Genomic DNA, 19,890 nt, shown 5'->3' with positions numbered 1-19,890 from the left:
ATTCTACAGGAAATTTGGGCTTAAACTAAACAGTAAGACAAAAAACTAAGAATCTTTGGACAAAATAAATTTAACTGCAGTTTCAGCAGAGCGTTGACCATCAATAGCAGCTGAGACTATCCCACCTGCATAACCAGCACCCTCTCCAGCAGGAAATAACCCTTCAATATCAATATGCATTAACGTATTCGAATCTCTGGGAATTCTTATTGGAGAACTTGTTCTTGTTTCAGCAGCCAAGATTAGGGCCTCTTCCGTAACGTATCCTTTCATTTTTCTATCAAACAATAAAAGCGAATTTTTTATGGCTTTTACAATATTTAATGGAAACAGTTCATGAAGCGGTCTAGAGGTAGTTCCAGGAATATATGAAGACTCTGGCAGCGATGAAGAAGTTCTGCCTTTAATAAAATCAGTAACTCTTTGGGCAGGGGCTACCTGATTACCTCCGCCTTCTACGTATGCCTTTTTTTCAATTTCCTTTTGGAATTCTAAACCAGAAAAAACACCAAAAGAAGAATACTTAACCCAATCGTTTTCATTTATTGTAACCACTAAACCAGAATTAGCATAGCGAGAATTTCTTTTGGAAACAGACATACCGTTTAAAACAAGCTCATCACCTTTAGTAGATGCCGGTATAATTATACCGCCAGGACACATACAAAAGGAATATACACCTCGTTTATCTATTTGACATGTTAAATTATAACTTGCTGGGGGCAAATTAGGGTGTCTTTTATTTGAATGATATTGTATCTCATCGATTAGTTCCTGAGGATGTTCAACACGAACACCCATTGCATAAGGCTTAGGTTCGAGTCTAATATTTTTTTCATCCAGCAAGTAAAAAATATCCCTTGCAGAATGACCAGTGGCTAAAATTACCGCATTACTCAGAAATTCTTTTTCTGAATTAACTATAACTCCCAAAATTTTTCTATTTTTAACAATGAAATCAGTTACTCTGGAATTAAAATGAAGTTCACCTCCGTTAGAAATTATAGTCTCTCTAATTGATGAGACTATTTTAGGAAGTCGATTAGAACCAATGTGAGGATGAGCATCAATCAATATTTCAAGCGGTGCACCATGCTGTACAAATAAATTTAATATTTTGTTTACATTTCCTCTTTTAGTAGCTCTTGTATAAAGTTTTCCATCACTGTAAGTACCAGCACCTCCCTCACCAAAGCAATAATTGGAATCCGAATTAACCATGCCAAATTGCTGTATTGCTCTCAAATCCTTTCGACGATTTCTAACATCTTTACCCCTTTCTAAAACAATAGGTTTGATTCCAAGTTCAAGTAATCTTAAGGCTGCAAAAAGACCTGCTGGCCCGCTGCCAACTATTATAATTTTTTTATCTGTCTTTATACGGTGAAATTCAGTCTTATAAAAAAGTGATGCGGGATTTTCATTTATATAAACCACTGCTTTTAATTTAAAAACAGGAGAACGAACTCTAGCATCTATTGATTTACGAATAACCTGCACTGCTGAAATATCTTCGATGTTAAGTTTTAGCTTTTGAGCAGATAAATTTTTCAGGTGGTCATAATTGTTGATAAGGCTTGGTTCAACAATAAGTTCCAATTCTTTTTTCATTAATGCCGTATAATTAACTTTTACAAAAAAATTTAGATAACACTTCTTAATACAGCATTCTAAATTTATCAATAAGTTGATTTAATTATTCCGCCGTCTACTGTTATAGTAGAACCTGTAATAAATCCCGCTTGCTCAGAAGCTAAATAAACTATTAAAGAAGCAACCTCGTTTGGGCTAGCTAACCTTTTCAAAGGCACATCATTTGCCATATTTGCTAATACACGTTCATGAGATTCCCCAGTTAGTTTAGCTCTGTTAACTGCAAGCTCATACAATCTTGAAGTGAGGGTAAAGCCAGGAGCTACGTTATTGACAGTAATATTGTACTTACCTATTTGTAAACTAAGAGTTTTAGCAAAAGCGGTTACAGCACTTCTAAAAGCGTTAGACAAAATTAAATTGTCGATTGGCTGTTTAACAGAGACAGATGTAATGTTAATAATTCTGCCCCATTTTTTTTCTTTCATCCCAGGCAGTACCAATCTTGTAAATCTGACAGCACTCATTAAAACTTGATTAAATCCAAACTCCCAATCTTCATCTTTCATTTCCTCAAAATAACCAGGTGCTGGTCCTCCACAGTTATTAACTAAAATATCAACATTCCCAAAATTTTTCTTAACTACATTTACTGTGTTTTCTATATCAGTTACCTTATTTATGTCACAGACAATCCAAAGAGGTTCAACATTTAATGAGGCTTTAATTTCTGATGAAGCTTTAACAAGGTTGTCTTTATTTCTTGAACAAATTGCAACTTTAGCGCCTTCTTTAATAAAAAGTTCAGCAGTTGCTCTGCCAATGCCACTGCTCGAAGCAGTTACAAGTACTGTTTTATTTACTAAATTCAATTCCATAAAGTTATCCTTTAAAATTTTCTATAATAATATTTATTCCTTCACGGATCATCATTACAGCATAAGCAGCCAAGAATAAGGATGCAATCTTAGCGAAAGCTTTAGTGCCACCTTCTCCAAGTACTTTCGCAACCCATTTAGCATTAACTAAGACTAATACAACAATAATAAAATTACTTAGCATCGATATAATAGTTGGAATGTACCCATATTTATCTACTAAAATTAATATTGTAGTAAGTGCTGCTGGACCCATAATAAGAGGAATACCTAATGGAACAACACCAACATTTGTATGTGGATTTCGTCTGCTATCGGAAGCAGTAGATAAAATATCATAGATACTAAGAGTAAGCAGGACCATCCCGCCAGCGATTCTAAAATCGTTAATTGTTATGCCTAAAAAGCGCAGCACCGCTTTGCCGCCAAACAAAAAAGCAATCGCAACGATAAATGCTGCAAGGCAGGCTTCAATTATTAGCCTTTTTCTTTGGAATGAAGAAATACCTTGAGTGAACCCAATAAAAATAGGTGTCGTGCCTATAATATCCATAGCTACAAAAAGAGGTATAAATGTCAACAAGAATATGTTTATATCCATAAAATAATTGTTCTGTACTACAAAACTGTGGAATGTTCAAAAGTGTTTTTCGCAATATTAAAAATATCTAAAGAATCCAACAAAAGTTTACAACAAATTTTTTGATACAGCTTCTTCCTTCACAATCTGTTCGGTATCAAGTGCTATAACTAATTCTTCATTTGTAGGAATACGAAAGACTTTCACCTTAGAGTTACTCTTTGAAATTAGTGTTTCACCTGAAGGATTTTCATTTAATTGGTCATCTAACTCAATGCCCAAGTATTCAAGATTTGACAAAGATTTTTTTCTAACTAATGAAGAGTTTTCACCAATTCCACCTGTAAAAACCACAGCATCCAAACCACCCATCACAGCCGTGTAAGCACCAATATATTTTTTAATACGATAGCAAAAAACATCATGAGCGCTGATAGCTTTTTTATTACCTTCTTTAACTGCCTCCTCGATTTCACGCATATCACTACTTTCACCACTAAGACCAATTAAGCCGCTATGTTTATTAAGCAAAGTATTTGCTTCAGATAAAGAAAGTCCTTCTTTACCCATAATATAAAGGATTACAGAGGGGTCAATATCTCCACTTCGAGTACCCATTAATAAACCTTCAAGAGGAGTAAAGCCCATAGTTGTATCAATTGACTTGCCACAATCAACTGCAGCCATACTACAACCATTTCCAAGGTGGGCTGTGATTATTTTTAGTTCTTCAATTGGCTTACCAATCAAAGCTGCAGCACGAGAGGAAACATAGCTATGTGATGTACCATGAAAACCATATCTACGTATTTTATATCTTCTGTAAAGTTCATAAGGGATTCCATACAAATAAGCATAGGGCGGCATTTTAACGTGAAAGGCAGTATCAAAAACTGCTACTTGAGGTATGTCCGGCAAATGTTCTTTTGTGGCTCTAATTCCTTTAATATTTGATGGATTATGTAATGGTGCTAATTCAATATTATCTTTTATTGCCTGCATAACTTGGTCGGTAATCAAAGCAGATTTGAAAAAAGTCTCGCCGCCATGAACTACTCTGTGACCAACCGCTTCAATTTCCTTCTTGTCTTTAATAACACCATGATTAGGGCTAAGCAAGACAGCAATAACATATTCAATTGCAATAGTATGATCTAAAATTTCACCAACTATTTTTATTTTATCTTTGCCGTACGGAGTATGAGTTAAAACAGCACTCGCCATTCCAATTCGTTCTACCATGCCTTTCGCCAAAGCAATTTTTGTTTCTGTATCAATAAACTGATATTTAATTGAAGAACTGCCGCAATTTAAAACGAGAACTTTCATTCATTGCTCCAAAGTTATTCTATAATTTTACCTTCTGAATTATACTTATAAAACCCTTCACCAGTTTTTTTGCCAAGTTTTCTTTCTCTTACTAATTTCCTTAAGATTGGACAAGGTCTAAACCTCGGTTCACCTAACGAAGCCCAAAGAGACTCCATCCATGCCAATACTTCATCTAATCCCATGGCATCAGCCATTTCTAATGGTCCCGCCTTAAAATTGTAACCAAGCTTCATAGCAGTATCAATATCTTTTGCAGATGCAAGTCCCTCTAACAAAATATGCATTGCTTCATTAAGAAGTGGAACTATTGCTCTTGTAGTTACAAAGCCGGGATATTCATACACTTCTACTGGAGTTTTGCCAATTCTCTCGGCAAATTTTTTTATGATTTCAACAGTCTTAGCTGAGGTATCTAATGCTCGTACTAGTTCAACAAGTGGAACTTTTGGAACTGGATTAAGGAAGTGCATACCAATAATTTTATCTTTTCTTTTTGTTGCTTCAGCAATTTTAGTAAGACTCAAAGTAGAAGTATTTGAGATAAATATAGTATCAGGTCTTGCTATCTCATCTAGTTCTCTAAATATTTTTTTCTTAAGCTCAAGATTTTCATCAACAGCTTCTATAATAAGGTCGCATTCGGGTATTTCGTTTTTGTCTGTCGACCACATTATTCTGCTTAATATTGATTTCATTTCACTTTGGGTCATTGCCCAACGCGAAATTTCTCTTTCCATTTCAGCTCTAATACCATCTTGAGCTTTTTGAATATGCTCTTCATCTTTTTCTATAAGCAACACATCTAAACCAGCGGCTGCAACAGTATGAGCAATCCCTTGTCCCATCTGTCCACCCCCTATTATAGCAACATATTCAATCCTTCCATCTTCCTCATTTTTTTGAACGCCTTCTAGAAGGTCTTCTAATTTTAACTTTTCATTTGCCATAATTACCTGCTAATAAGTTTTTGTTAATATAAAACAAATTATATACCACAAATTTACCGCTAATTAGGATTAAATATGGTGTTTTAATAATCCTTTTTATTAAAAATAATAATACTGAGAGAAAGAATAAGAACGATGAAAATAAAAGAAACGTAGATTGGCAAAAAGGTATTCACTGAATTATTAACTGCAATGTTACGTGTTAAAGTACCCAAATCAGCAGTTTGAGGAACTAAATAATAAAGTGCTTCTAAAACAGTCTTTAAGAGGCTACCACCGCCGAAGAAATTAACAATCCGTTGTCTATCAACTAATAATGGAGAAAACACAAAAAAGATTAAATACGAAAGCATCATTGCAAGTATAGAACTTTGAGTAATTATGCCAATAAGAATTATCAATGCATACAGAACTGAAAACGCGTAAGTAATCGATACTGCGGTGAAAAGGAACGAGACATTCCAATCACCAAATTTCCAACCGGTTAATATCCAAATTCCTACTACAAGATAAAAAACATTTACTAAGACAACTATAATTCCACCCAAATACTTACCTAAAATTAATTGTGCCCTGGAAATTGGCTTTGAAAGAAAAATATCAATATTACCTTTTTCTAATAAATGTGGAATAAAACTGGAAACAGAGAAAATTGACAAAAACAGTCCACCAGCAAACAAAGGCATAATTATAATCAGTCTAAAAAAATGTGACAGCTGCATTAACATATCACCATTAAAATTTTCTCCTTCTATTTTAATTGAGCCAATCAGCCCATTTACATCGGTCGAAGCAAAAATCCCAAGTATTATAAGAAGTACAAAAGTTGAAATTAAAGATAACATTATGAAATTTTTCCTTGCCAATGCTTCGTTAATTGTCAATTGTGTGATTGTAAGTATATTTTTCATCTTATCTCTCTTTTTCAGTTTCTTTAATTAATGAAATAAACATATCCTCAAGTGATTTTCGTAAAGGTACAATCGATTTAATATTGATGTTATTTCTTCTTATCTCATCAATAAGTGAATTTAATTTTGCCAGTTCAGTTACTTTAACCACATAAGAATTATTTTCTTCATATTTTATTGAGTACTCTGAAAATTTTTTAAGGTGTTCTTCAGAAAGTTTATATTCCAAAGTAATTTTATATATCTCTTTGGCTGTAGTTAGTTCTTCAACTGTACCTTCTTGTATTAAAGTTCCTTTATTTAAAATTGCCACGCGGTCTGTAACAAGTTCAACTTCAGAAAGTAAATGACTATTAAGAAAAATTGTTTTCCCTTGCGACTTCAAATCAATAAGAATGTCTCTAATTTCTTTTCTTCCAATTGGGTCAACTCCATCTGTTGGTTCATCTAGAAAAATTAAATCCGGATTGTTTATCATTGCTTGTGCTAATCCAATCCTCTGCATCATACCTTTCGAATATTTTTTAATTTTTGTTTTCTTCCATTTACTCATTTTAACAAGTGACAGCAGTGCATCAATTCGTTTATTTAGATTTTTTTCTTGAGTATTGGTTAATTTGGCAGCAAATTTCAATAACTGTTCGCCAGTTAAGTAAGGCGGGAATTTATGATTTTCAGGCAAATAACCTATCCTATGTTTTATTTTATAATCTGTAACAGATTGCCCAAGTATTTTTGCTTCTCCACTTGTTTGATAAGTTATTCCCAATAAAATTTTAATAAGAGTTGTTTTCCCTGCACCGTTTGGTCCAAGCAGGCCGAAAATTGTTCCTTCTGGCACAGTCAAAGATAAATTCTTAAGAGCAGCAACCTTTGGCTTTCTAAATCCGCCGTTATAGATTTTAGTAATGTCGTAGACCTCAACAGCATTCATAAAATTTCTCACTATTAATTGATTTTAATTGAACACGTTTTATCGTGTAGCTAATTTAATGTTTTTATTTATCACCGACATTTTTTTATCTTATTTTTGTTATAGAAATTACAGTTAATTATAATTGACCAACATAAAGGGAAACCCGAAATTGGAATTAACTGATATTCTCAAAAAATATTTCGGATACGAAAAATTTAGACCCGGGCAACAAGAAATCATTGAAGCAATAATTAAAGGTAACAATGTATTAGCAATTCTTCCAACAGGTGCGGGAAAGTCCATTTGCTACCAAATTCCTGCTTTAATTTGTAACTCATTTGCTGTAATAATTTCGCCATTAATTGCTCTTATGAAAGATCAGGTTGACTCCCTAAACCATATTTGCCGCAATGCAGGCGAAAGTCAATCTATTGCAGCTTTTATTAACAGCACATTAGACTACAGAGAATCTGAAAAAGTTTTAAACGAAATATCGTTAAACAAAACTAAACTTCTTTACCTATCCCCTGAAAAACTTACAAATCAAAGTTTTATTGAAAAAATTAAAAGTCTAAATCCAGAATATCTCTTTGTTGATGAAGCACATTGCGTAAGCCAATGGGGACACAATTTTAGACCTAGTTACAGAAAAATTAAAGACTTTGCACAATTTTGTTCAATAAATAAAGTCTCAGCTTTTACTGCAACTGCCACACCAGAGGTAAGAAAAGATATAATAGAGCAGTTAAATTTAAAAGAGCCGAAAATTTTTGTAACAGGTTTTGAAAGAGCAAACATTTCCATAAATGTAATTAAGACAAACAATAAAAAAGAAAAGTGTGTCGAAATTCTTTCAAGGGAAAAGAAGCCGGCGATAATATATACTGCAACCCGTAGAAACACTGAAGAGCTGACGGAATATTTAGTTATGAACAAAATTAATGCAGCATTTTATCACGCCGGGGTAAATTCCCAATTAAGGAAAATTATTCAAGATGATTTTATTAGCGGCAGGCTAAAAGTAATTGTTGCTACAAATGCTTTTGGAATGGGAATAGATAAAAGTGATATTCGTACTATTATTCATTATAACATGCCTGGTTCAATTGAAAATTATTATCAGGAAATTGGACGAGCTGGAAGAGACAATCTCGAATCAAAAGTTTACCTGCTTTACAATAATTTTGATAGAGCAATTCAAGAATTTCTTATTTTAAATTCCCACCCAACATTTGAATTGGTTTCTCGTACTTATAATTTACTAAACGATTATGCAAAAATTGCTCTGGGTAATATAAGCGACAAAGAAATCCCTATAGATGAAAACCTAACATCATTCTTGGAATCCAAAGGCATAAATAAAAATCTTCTGCCGTCAATTCTTAATGTGCTAACCAACTCAGAATACATTTCAATTAAAGATGAATATTACAAAGCGCACTACATCAAATTCGCGTGTGAAGAAAATCAGCTTAAAAATTATTTAAGGAAATCTTTAAGCAATAATCTTAAAGAAATTATAATCTATCTTTTAAGAAAATACGGCAACAGACTTTTTATATCAATGCAGCAAATAAATATTGAAAAAATCTCAAGCGAATTAGGAATACCAAAAGTAGAATTAATTGAAAGTTTTGATGCGTTATCTAACTCAGGAATAATTGAACTCGAAAAGCCGTCAATTTTCCCTACTATCAAATTTTTAAAGACAAGGGTCAAGATTGATAATCTACTGCTGGACCTTGAGCAAGTTAATTCACTGTTAAATAATGCTAAAGAAAAACTCAACAAAATGATTGAATTTGTTCATTCAAACGAATGCAGATTTAAGTTTATCATCGATTATTTTGGAGAAGAAGCAAAAAATTTTGAATGCCGCAAATGCGATAACTGCACTGGCAGCACTCCATTATCTACGACAAAAAACCAATACCTTAAGGAAATTATTTTAGATACAATTTTAGAAGTCGACAATGAAATAAATTCTAAAACTCTAATTAATATTTTGAGAGGTGATAAATCTTCGAACAATTTCAGTGTTGTTTCAAGTTTTGGAAGCTGCAGACTTTTTTCTGAGCAAGAATTATTATTCTGTTTAAATGAACTAATCGACCAAAAGAAAATTATAAACAAAAATGGACTTTTAACCGCACCAGAAAAAAACACCGATGAAAAAGAAATCGAACAAGAAAACAGCCACGATTACGAAGCTGACCTTGAACTTTACAATAAATTAAGAACAATTCGTCAAGAAGCATCTGATAAATTCAGCCAACCTCCATATATGATTTGCAGTGATGAAATACTTAGAGAAATTGTCAGGGTCAGGCCTAAAAATCCAAGCGAATTAATGTCAATTAAAAACTTCACGTTAAGAATGTTCAATAAGGTGGGTGAAAATTTCTTATCAGCTATAAAGGAATTTATTGAGAAGGAGAAAGTAAATCAAAAATTTATTGACAAAGATATTCCGCAGAACATAAAACAAATATATGAGCTGATAAATAAAAAATATTTATTAGAAGATATTTGTAAACTTGTAAAATTGCCAGAAGCGGTAGTATCGATGCAAATTGAATCAATTATTGAACTATTTCCCGAAACAAATATTAAATCACTAATCAAGAAAGATGAATTAGATTTAATACAAAAGAACATTTTAGGAGGATTAACAGACTTAAAAGAATTAAAAAAATCTTTACCTAGTAATATTAGTTACGGCAAAATTCGTATTGTGCTTGCCAAAAATAAATATTCTTGACCTTTACTTTTTAGTTTGTTGAATCTCAGTTAAATAATTTTGGGCTTCGTTAAAGAACTCTGACCACTTTTTTTGATTATCAGCAAATGAGTTTAATTCATTTTCAAATTCTTCTTGAGTTATCCCGTAATTTTTAAATAATCTTTCTTGCATGATTTTAAGAGAATCTTGGCTATACTTTTGTTTTATAACTAAATTTTCAACATAAATTTTAGAAAGGAATTTTACATCATAACGACTCGATTTTTTACATCCATTAATTAACAACACTAATGAGCAAAAAATCCAAATAAGCAAATAAATATTATTTTCTTTTACTAGCTTCAAACAAAATTCTTTTTTCACGTTCAGTTAAATTTTGATAACCGCTCTGGCTAATTTTATCTAAGATTCTGTCAATTTCCTCTTGAGTAATTATTTCATCATTTTTATCGTCAATATCATAAAACTTAGCCTCTTGAATTTCATCATCGTCGTAAATTGAACGCTTTCGGGTTCTAAAAGGGGTTTTTATTTCACCCCTGTGACCTCTAAATTTATTAAATAACCAATTCACATTAAAATTATTGCTTCTATCTAACATTACCAGCAAAAAGCCAGTTAATGCACCACCGATATGTGCAAAATGAGCAATAAGACTTTGGTTACCGACCGACATAAATTCAATAACTACAAGGAAAGCAATTAAATACTTAGCTTTAACAGGGATTAGGAAATAAATATAAATATACCTATCTGGGAAAAACATTCCGAAAGCAATCATTACACCAAATACAGCACCCGAAGCACCAATTGTTGGAGCAAGAGTATCTGAAAATAAAGGTGGCAAAAGTAACTGAACTAAACCCGCTCCTAAACCACATAGAAGATAAAATATTAAAAACTTCCTTGAACCCATTAAATTTTCAATCTCCATCCCAAACATCCACAAGAAAAACATATTAAACAAAATATGAGTAAAACCCCCATGCATAAATTGATAAGTAAATAACTGCCAAATCTGAAAATTATAAGGGATGTCAGGATAGCGATAATAACCCGTCAACGGATTTAAAGCAAAGTATCGATCAAGCAAGACAGAAGCTGGTATACCGCCAAAAGAAATATTGTCGGAAATCATTTGAATAAAAAAGACGATAACATTAATGATTATTAAGTTTTTTATTACAGGGGGAAAAAAAGAAAAACCTCCAAAGCCTGTTGGCCTATAATAATCTCTACTATCTAAACCCATTTAACTTCCCTTATTGTATCCCTAATGCAAATTAAATTATTTTAATGAGAATAAAAAGACTCAAACTAAATAACATAGAAATAGAAAGCCGTCTATAATCTTCTTATTTCTTAATTAAAGTACCTTCAAGCAAGAGTATAAGATTAAATGCCAAAGTAAGAATTACTCAATGTTGGTTAAAGCGGCAACACCGGGCAGAATTTTGCCTTCCAAAAATTCGAGTGAAGCACCGCCGCCAGTTGATACATGAGAAACTTTATCTTCTAAGCCTGCTTTTTTAATAGCTGCAGCAGAATCACCGCCACCAATAATAGTAACAGCACCTTTAGAAGTAGCTTCAGCTAATGCTTCTGCAATTGCATTTGTTCCTTTTGCATAGTTTTCAAATTCAAAAACACCCATTGGGCCGTTCCATAAAACAGTCTTGCTGCCAAGAATAACATTTTTAAACTCTTCTATTGTTAGTGGTCCAATGTCTAATCCCATTTCATAAGAAGGTATTGATTTTGCATCGACTATTTTGGCAGGCGCTTCATTCTTAAACTCTGGAGCAACTACTACATCTTTAGGCAAAATAACATTTGCTTTTGAGCTGTTAAATTTATTCAATATATCCTTAGCAAGCTGCAGTTTTTCCTCTTCCAAAAGTGATCTTCCAATTTCATAGCCCATAGCTTTAAAAAAGGTATAAGCCATCCCACCGCCAATTAGGAGATTATCTACTTTTGGCAGCAGATTTTCAATTACATCAATCTTACCGGATATTTTTGCACCGCCTAAAATTGCTGTAAATGGTCTTTCAGGCGAAGAAACAGCTTTCCCCAAATAATCAAGTTCCTTTTGCATCAAGTAGCCTGCAGCACAAATTTTAATATACTTAGTAATTCCCTCTGTAGAAGCATGAGCTCTGTGTGCACTGCCAAAAGCATCATTAATGTAAACGTCACCTAAAGAAGCTAATTTCTTTGCAAATTCGGGATCGTTCTTTTCTTCTTCCGCATGAAATCTTAAATTTTCCAATAACAAAACATCTCCGTCTTTAAGTGAGTTTACAATTTTTTCTACTTGCTCTCCAATGCAATCTTTAGCAAATCTTACATCACAGCCCAAAAGTTCACTTAAACGAATAGCCACAGGTTTAAGACTGTATTTAGGATTTACAGTACCTTTTGGCCTACCAAGATGACTCATAAGAATAGCTTTACCGCCTTTTTCTATTATTTTTTTGATTGTTGGTAAAGCTGCTGTTATCCTCGTATCATCAGTTATATTAAGGTTTTCATCCAAAGGGACATTAAAATCAACTCGAACTAAAACACGTTTACCTTTTAAATCAACGTGATCAATAGTTAGCTTGTTCATTTTTCCTCCAGGTTAACAAGTTAATCACATAAAAAAAGACGCAGAGCCCATCGGGGAAAGGCTGTCTGCGTCTAATTATTTATAGGCAATATTTATTTATGGTCCGCATCTATCATTTTTGTTAAAAGATCAACAACTCTGCAAGAATACCCCCACTCATTATCATACCAAGAAATTATTTTGAAGAACCTTTTCTCGCCTTTCAGGTTATTTTGCAAAGTAGCTAACGAATCATAAATTGATGACCTTGAATCGTGTATGAAGTCAGTTGATACAACTTCCTCGTTACAATAACCTAAAATATCTTTGAGATATGTTTCTGAAGCTCTTTTCATCAGTGAATCAATTTCTTCAATTGAAGTATCTCTTTCTGACCTAAAGGTTAAGTCAACCACAGAAACATCGGCAGTTGGCACACGGAATGACATTCCTGTCAACTTACCTTTAGTTACAGGCAGAACTTCCCCTACAGCTTTTGCAGCTCCAGTGGTCGATGGTATAATATTAATTGCTGCTGCTCTGCCCCCTCTCCAATCTTTTTTGGATGGTCCGTCAACTGTTTTTTGAGTAGCAGTATAAGAATGGATTGTTGTCATCAAACCAGTTTCTATACCAATACCTTCTTTTAAGAGAACGTATACAATTGGAGTTAAACAATTTGTTGTACACGAAGCATTAGAAACAACATGATGTTCCTTAGGGTTGTATTCATTATCGTTAACACCCATAACAAAGGTGCGTATGTTACCACCTTTAGCAGGGGCAGAAATTATTACCTTTTTTGCACCGGCAGTAATATGACCTTGTGCTTTTTCTAAATTAGTAAATAAACCTGTCGATTCAATAACATATTCTACCCCTAATTCTTTCCAAGGCAATTGAGAAGGTTCCTTTTGAGCTAAAATACACTTAATTTTATTGCCATTTACTACGAGTATATCGTCAGTCTCTAAAGAAGGGTCGCTTTTTTCGCTACTTAATTGCCCTTTAAATTTCCCATGAATCGAATCGTATTTGAGCTGGTAAGCAAAATAACCAGCATCCGTAGAAATATCGACTACTGCAACTACATCAATTTCTTTCCCCAACAACCCTTTATCAACAATAGCATTAAATACCAAACGACCAATTCTGCCAAATCCATTAATACCAACTTTTACTGCCATTTTATCCTCCAAATAAGTATTTATAGTTTTTTTAATTTCAAATATACCCAAATTATTAAGCCGTTTCAATTTTACGGTAAGATAATTTTTACTAAATTTTTATTAAAAATGTATTTATATTACAAAGCAGCTAAAATTTATAAGTTAACTACGAGGGCGTCGATAAAAATTAAGGAGATTTATTAATGCCATCAGATTTTTTAAAGTACGTTCCCATTTTTTCTGATCTTAATGACGAAACGTTAACAAAGATTGAACAAATAGGAACAAGAAAAAATTATAATAAAGACAGTATTATTCTACAAGAGGATGAAGTTGGCACAGCAATGTTTCTAATTATTAAAGGAAAAGTAAAGGTATCTCGGCAAAGCACTGATGGTAAAGAGGTAATTTTAACTATACTCTCGGATTCTGATTTTTTTGGCGAGATGGCAATTCTCGATGGACTTACCAGGTCTGCTACCGTTACAGCAATTGAAAACACAGAATTGTTTATTATTCAACGAAATGATTTCTTAAACCTTCTTAAGGGACATCCTGAAATTTCGATAGCTTTACTGCAAGAGCTAACACAAAGACTTAGAAATGCAGATATAAAAATTAAAGCACTTTCTTTAAAAGATGCTGAAGGCAAAGTTGCTACTGTAATCTTACAAATTGCCGACGATATAGGCAAAATTAAACAGGGTATTGTAGAAATTGAAAAGTTACCTTTACAACAGGATTTAGCAAACATGGCAGGTACTTCAAGAGAAACAATATCAAGAGTGCTTCATTCATTTGCGAAAAAAGGATTTATTGAATTAGAGGGGGGCAAACTCCGTATTCTTAATTACGAAAAATTTAGAGAAATCTACAGCTGAGAAAAAACTTGAAAGTCGATCTTCATATTCATACAAATTATTCCGATGGCGCCTACGACCCTAGTACTGTTGTGCAAAAATCTGCTAAAGCTGGATTAAATATTATTAGTATTACCGACCATGATAATGTTGACGGAATTAAAGAGGCAATTGAATGCGGTAAAGACCTTAATGTGGAAGTTATACCAGGTTTGGAAATTAGCACCGACCTCGAAGACAACGAAATTCACCTCCTTGCTTATTTCATCGACGTTACCAACGAAGAATTACAGAAATACCTAAAATTTTTTAGAGAAGAACGTTTTTACCGAGCAAAAAGAATAGTTAAAAAACTCCAAAATTTAGGACTTAATATTACAATTGACCATGTGATGGAAAAAGCCAAAAACTCTGCCGTCGGCAGACCGCATATTGCTTACGCATTGGTTGATTTAGGTCTGGTAAACGACTATTATGAAGCTTTTCACAAATATATTGGTGATTATGCACCTGCCTATGAAAAAAAAATCCATGTCTCACCAGTAAGTGCGTTAAAATTAATTAGTGACGCAGGCGGATTATCATTTATTGCGCATCCAGGCAATATTAAGGACTCAATTCTATACTACTTGATTAAATCCGGCATAGATGGAATAGAAACTATTCATCCAAGTCACTCTGAAACTCAAATTCGTTTTTTTAAAGGAATCGTAAGTCAATATTGTCTCTTAAGCTCTGGAGGTTCGGATTATCATGGCGGCAAAAAAGATGATGAAGGAAACTTAGGAAAATATTATATTACCGAAAGTCAATTAGATGCTATGCGTAAAATGCTAATTAAAAACAATTCATAGACTTCCAAGGTGCCCTATCGAAATATTTTTACTCTAAGCTGTTCAATAGAAAATAATAATTGATAAGTGACTATTTTAATTATCCGCTATGCTAAAAAGTTTAAGGTGAATATCCGAATAATAATAACAAACTAAAAGCTTATTCCTGATTAATTTATTATTGCAATTTTCAATTGACTAAACAAGTTTTTACTAATAAGTAATTTGGATTAAATTTGCTTTTAAGTTTTCTACTATATATAAACTTATAAACAAAAGGTTACCAAATGTTTTTAAAATTATTATTGTATTTGCTTGTTCCGACTTTCTTTTTCGCACAAGAAATTGGAGTTTGGAAAAATTATTCAGATATGAAGACAACAATGGAACTTGTTATTACAAATGATGGTTTCTGGGCAGCTGCTTCCGGTGGAATATTCAAGTTTAGCGAACAGGACAGCAGTTATAAAATCATTAATAAATCTGATGGATTAAGTAGCCAAATTTTAACTTCAATTGCCATAGATAAAGAGGGTAAAGTGTGGATAGGCTCACAAGAAGGCTACATTAATTCTTATAATCCAAATAACGCCAATATTATTAAAATACTCGATATTTATAACAGTTCTAAAAGCCAAAAGCAAATAAACAATATTTCTTCTGTCGGCGATACAATTTATGTTGCTACTGATTTTGGAATTTCATTGATTAATCCTGCCAATGGTTCTTTCTACGATTCTTTTTTAAAACTTGGCAGCTTTGCTTCCGAGACAAAAGTTAAGTTCATCTTTAAAGATAAGCTTTTATACGCAGCTACAGAACTTGGCATTGCCATTCAAAAACAAGGAGCAACCAACCTTTCTGCACCCGAATCTTGGGATAATTTTTATACAAAATCTCAAATTGCTGCTACAGTCATAAATTCTGTTGGAAAGTTTGGCAATAAAATTTTAGCCTCAACTGATAACGGTCTATTTAGATTAGCCGGAAATAATTGGGAACAGTTTTCACTCTCTGGGACAAATATCAATCAAATTGCTTCTATTGATACGAATAAGCTTTATGCAGTTTCTGACACAAAAATATTTTTAATTGAAAATGGACAACCAACTGAAATCTATTCTAATGATGGCATCAAAATTAATTCCATAAAAATTAAAAATGATGGTACAATTTACTGTGCAACGAACAAAGGAATTTTAAGATACAAAAACGGTAACATCACCTTCCTTTTCCCAAACGGTCCAGAAAGCAACCATTTTATTAATTTAGCTGTAGACAACGACGGAAAATTATGGGTTGCAACAGGCAACGACGTATCTGGAATCGGCATTTTTGAATTTGACGGCTCTAACTGGAAAGTTTACAATACAGGTAACACAAATAGCTTCCTATCGAATGCATTCCACAATGTTTACGCTGCACCAGATAATACAAAATATTTTTGTAATTGGGGTAAAGGTTTTAGTGTCTTAAAAAATGGGACTTTTCGAACTTACAGTGCATTTAACTCCTCTCTGGTAGGCATTCCGAAGGACCCAAACTTCGTAGTTATATATGATATAAAAACTGATTCAAAAGGAAATGCATGGATGACAAATCTTCAATCGGCTTCCAGAACGCCATTAAGCGTACTAACAACCAATGATTCACTTTATCACTACAATTTTACTAATCCTTTAATCACTGAAAACGAGCTAATTGGTAAACTTGCAATTGATCAATACGATACAAAATGGTTTATTGTAACATTTGGCGATAGAGGCTTATATTATTTTAATGAAAACGGCACTATAACTAATCTAACTGATGATAAACAGGGTTACTTAAATCAAAATAACGGCTTGATAAGCGATGAAATTACTACGCTAACCATTGACAAGCGCGGACAACTTTGGGTAGGGACTAACCAAGGCATAAGTGTAATTCAAGATGTTACACATCCATTATCTAGTATTACTAATTCGGTTGGGTTTGCATTGAGAAACCAATTTATTTCCGCTATTGCCGTTGACCCGCTAGATCAAAAATGGATTGGCACTAACAATGGCGTTTATTTACTCTCACAAGATGGTCTTCAGCTTTTTAATCACTTTACAGCTTCTAATAGTCCACTCCCAAGTGATAACATTAAAAGCATTGCTATAGATGAAAAAAATGGAATAATTTACATTGGAACTGATTTCGGTTTATCTTCTCTTAAAACTGCATCAATTCAACCAAAAGAAAGCTTCAATGAACTCTTTGTCTACCCAAATCCAATTATACTCACAAATAACAAAGCCAATACCATTACTATTGATGGTTTAGTGAAAAACAGCAGAATTAAAATTTATGATATTAATGGTAAACTTATAGCTGATTTATCAACACCAGGGGGTAGAATAGCGTTTTGGGATTGTAAAGATTTATCTGGTAATCTAGTGTCTTCTGGTATCTACATTATATTTGCTTTTGATGAAGAAGCAAATAACGTCTCAACAGCTAAACTTGCAGTAATAAAAAAATAATTTTCAGTAGTATGATTGATATTACTAACCTTTCCATGCAATTCTTAGGAAAAAGCTTATTTGAACATGTCAACCTTCACATTGACAAAAATGATAAAATTGCGCTTGTTGGTTCAAATGGTTCCGGCAAATCGACTTTTCTTAAAATACTTGCAGGCCAACTTCAACCTGAAACTGGTGAAATAAAAAAACAGAATAGAATATCGATTGGTTATTTACCGCAAGAATTAACCGAAATAAAAGGAAAAAGATTATTTAATGAGGTGAAATCATCAATAAAAGATGCAATCGAAATTATCGATACCGAAAAATTCTTGTTAAATGAACTAAATAAAAAAAATATTAGCCCAGAGAAAAAAGAAAAATTGTTAGATGAGCTTGGCGCACTAAATCATACTAAAGAAAAAATTGATTTTTATTCAATTGATTCGAAAATTGAAAAAACATTAATTGGGTTAGGGTTTAATGAGGACGATTTTTTCAAGATAACTGATGAGTTCTCGGGTGGCTGGCAGATGAGAATTCAGTTAGCAAAAATTTTATTGGGTGAAAACGATCTTATACTATTAGATGAACCAACTAACTACCTCGATATTGATTCATTGCAATGGTTAATTAATTTCTTAAAAAACATAAAATCTGCTTTAATTGTTGTTTCTCACGACCGCCATTTCATTAATGAAGTAACAAACAAAACATTAGAAATATATAACAACAGTATAACTTTTTTCAACAAACCTTATAATGATTTTTTAGTTTTTAAGTCGGAACGCGAAAATTCACTGAAGAAATTAATTAAGGAACAATCAAAAAAAATAAAGCAGACTCAAAGATTCATTGAACGATTTAGATATAAAGCTACAAAGGCCAAACAAGTACAAACTAGAATTAAACAATTAGAAAAAATAAATGAAATTGAATTAACTGAGCCTGAAGAAGAAATAAATATAAAGTTTCCTGAACCAACCAGAAGTGGAGCGGTTGCAGTCGAATTTAGAAATGTAAGTAAAGCCTTTAATGAAAATTATGTGCTTAAGGATCTGTCATTTACTATTGAACGGGGTGACAAAATCGCAATTGTCGGTCCAAACGGTGCTGGCAAAACCACATTATCAAAGTTAATAGCTGGGAAATTAACACATGATTTTGGAGAGATTATATTTGGACATAATGTTCATACTTCCTTTTATTCTCAAGAAATTGCAGACGAACTTTCAAGTGATAAAGATATTCTTGATACATTATCAGAATTAAATGAAGAACTCACCATCTGGCAGCTTCGTGCCATTTTAGGTGCTTTTTTATTCAAAGACGATGATGTTTTTAAAAAAATTAATATCCTTTCCGGCGGTGAAAAAAGCAGAGTAGCTTTAATAAAACTCCTTTTAACTCCAGCTAACTTAATTGTAATGGATGAACCTACTAATCATCTCGATTATTCATCAAAATCAGTTTTACAAAAAGCATTGATTGAATACAACGGTATTCTTGTTATCGTAACTCATGATATTGACTTTGTAAATCCTATAGTAAATAAAGTTTTTGAGTTAAGAAATGCCGGAGTAAAAATCTATAATGGTAACATAGATTATTATTTAAGCAAACGAGAAAATTTCTCTGAAAAAGAAAGCAATCAAGATAAATACGAAGTAAAGAACCTTACGAAAAAAGACCTTAGGCGTAAAGAAGCTGAAATTAGGCAACAAAAATACGAAGCCTCTAAAGAAATTAAAGCCTCTATTCAAGCAATTGAACAAAAAATAGAAGGACTTGAGAAACAAAAAAAGGAGTTGGAAAACCAGCTAAGTGATTATAACGTATTTTCCAACCCCCTACTTTCCAAAGAAAAAAACATAGAATATTTCCGAATTAAAAATGAACTCGAAAAATTATTTGAGGAATGGGCAAACCTTAATAACAAATTAGAGCTAATAGAAACAAGCTTTTCATCTTTGCAGAACAACTAAACCTAAATTCCTATTGGAAAAATTTATCAATTGGACCTAAGGAAGAAAAATCATTCCC

16 protein-coding genes are annotated in these 19,890 nt (G+C 32.8%); 5 read left to right on the top strand and 11 right to left on the bottom strand.

Translation table 11 applies throughout. The features are described 5' to 3' along the window. Positions 1-45: 45 nt before the first annotated feature. The 7 genes from ABRY23_08715 to ABRY23_08685 all read right to left on the bottom strand — a co-directional run bounded on the left by ABRY23_08715 (position 46) and on the right by ABRY23_08685 (position 7,175). Positions 46-1,611, bottom strand: coding sequence for an FAD-dependent protein (locus ABRY23_08715; protein ID MFA3783130.1), 1,566 nt, complete (start codon positions 1,609-1,611; stop codon positions 46-48). Between the two features lie 68 nt (positions 1,612-1,679). Continuing rightward, entirely contained in the window at positions 1,680-2,471 is a 792-nt protein-coding gene (locus ABRY23_08710; protein ID MFA3783129.1) for an SDR family oxidoreductase, read from the bottom strand. 4 nt (positions 2,472-2,475) lie between these two features. Continuing rightward, positions 2,476-3,072 (bottom strand): MarC family protein, encoded by a 597-nt coding sequence (locus ABRY23_08705; protein MFA3783128.1) that lies wholly within the window; start codon positions 3,070-3,072, stop codon positions 2,476-2,478. Between the two features lie 87 nt (positions 3,073-3,159). Continuing rightward, positions 3,160-4,380, bottom strand: coding sequence for an acetate/propionate family kinase (locus ABRY23_08700; GenBank protein ID MFA3783127.1), 1,221 nt, complete (start codon positions 4,378-4,380; stop codon positions 3,160-3,162). Positions 4,381-4,394: 14 nt separating this feature from the next. Then, positions 4,395-5,330, bottom strand: coding sequence for a 3-hydroxyacyl-CoA dehydrogenase family protein (locus ABRY23_08695; protein MFA3783126.1), 936 nt, complete (start codon positions 5,328-5,330; stop codon positions 4,395-4,397). Between the two features lie 83 nt (positions 5,331-5,413). Continuing rightward, the gene (locus ABRY23_08690; GenBank protein MFA3783125.1) at positions 5,414-6,241 is read right to left on the bottom strand and encodes an ABC transporter permease; all 828 of its coding nucleotides are present in this window, start codon (positions 6,239-6,241) and stop codon (positions 5,414-5,416) included. Between the two features lies 1 nt (position 6,242). Next, entirely contained in the window at positions 6,243-7,175 is a 933-nt protein-coding gene (locus ABRY23_08685) for an ATP-binding cassette domain-containing protein (GenBank protein ID MFA3783124.1), read from the bottom strand. Between the two features lie 151 nt (positions 7,176-7,326). Here ABRY23_08685 and ABRY23_08680 point away from each other — a divergent pair, with 151 nt between their 5' ends. Beyond that, positions 7,327-9,918: a RecQ family ATP-dependent DNA helicase gene (locus tag ABRY23_08680; protein MFA3783123.1), complete on the top strand. Its 2,592-nt coding sequence runs from the start codon at positions 7,327-7,329 to the stop codon at positions 9,916-9,918. A 3-nt stretch (positions 9,919-9,921) separates the two neighbouring features. Here ABRY23_08680 and ABRY23_08675 read toward each other — a convergent pair whose 3' ends face one another. The 4 genes from ABRY23_08675 to gap all read right to left on the bottom strand — a co-directional run bounded on the left by ABRY23_08675 (position 9,922) and on the right by gap (position 13,680). Beyond that, on the bottom strand, positions 9,922-10,245 hold the full coding sequence (locus tag ABRY23_08675; GenBank protein ID MFA3783122.1) for a hypothetical protein: 324 nt from the start codon (positions 10,243-10,245) through the stop codon (positions 9,922-9,924). Continuing rightward, positions 10,223-11,152 (bottom strand): rhomboid family intramembrane serine protease, encoded by a 930-nt coding sequence (locus ABRY23_08670; protein ID MFA3783121.1) that lies wholly within the window; start codon positions 11,150-11,152, stop codon positions 10,223-10,225. The genes ABRY23_08675 and ABRY23_08670 overlap by 23 nt, the downstream gene beginning before the upstream one ends. Positions 11,153-11,314: 162 nt before the next feature. After that, positions 11,315-12,514, bottom strand: a complete 1,200-nt coding sequence (pgk, locus tag ABRY23_08665; GenBank protein ID MFA3783120.1) for a phosphoglycerate kinase — start codon at positions 12,512-12,514, stop codon at positions 11,315-11,317. Between the two features lie 92 nt (positions 12,515-12,606). Continuing rightward, complete coding sequence (gap, locus tag ABRY23_08660; protein MFA3783119.1) at positions 12,607-13,680, bottom strand: type I glyceraldehyde-3-phosphate dehydrogenase; 1,074 nt, start codon at positions 13,678-13,680, stop codon at positions 12,607-12,609. Positions 13,681-13,865: 185 nt separating this feature from the next. Here gap and ABRY23_08655 point away from each other — a divergent pair, with 185 nt between their 5' ends. From ABRY23_08655 to ABRY23_08640, 4 genes are all read left to right on the top strand, one after another. Further along, the gene (locus ABRY23_08655; protein MFA3783118.1) at positions 13,866-14,543 is read left to right on the top strand and encodes a Crp/Fnr family transcriptional regulator; all 678 of its coding nucleotides are present in this window, start codon (positions 13,866-13,868) and stop codon (positions 14,541-14,543) included. 8 nt (positions 14,544-14,551) lie between these two features. After that, a complete protein-coding gene (locus ABRY23_08650) occupies positions 14,552-15,376 on the top strand; it encodes a PHP domain-containing protein (GenBank protein ID MFA3783117.1) in 825 nt (274 codons plus the stop codon). Between the two features lie 266 nt (positions 15,377-15,642). Beyond that, positions 15,643-17,865, top strand: a complete 2,223-nt coding sequence (locus ABRY23_08645) for a two-component regulator propeller domain-containing protein (GenBank protein MFA3783116.1) — start codon at positions 15,643-15,645, stop codon at positions 17,863-17,865. 11 nt (positions 17,866-17,876) lie between these two features. Beyond that, positions 17,877-19,832 (top strand): ABC-F family ATP-binding cassette domain-containing protein, encoded by a 1,956-nt coding sequence (locus ABRY23_08640; GenBank protein MFA3783115.1) that lies wholly within the window; start codon positions 17,877-17,879, stop codon positions 19,830-19,832. The last annotated feature ends 58 nt before the right edge of the window (positions 19,833-19,890 follow it).

This window comes from Melioribacteraceae bacterium 4301-Me (assembly GCA_041538185.1).
In the GTDB taxonomy this organism is placed as follows: Bacteria; Bacteroidota; Ignavibacteria; order Ignavibacteriales; family Melioribacteraceae; genus Pyranulibacter; species Pyranulibacter aquaticus.
The sequence above is the reverse complement of the archived record's forward strand: the minus strand, read 5'-3'. Positions and strand labels throughout refer to the sequence as shown.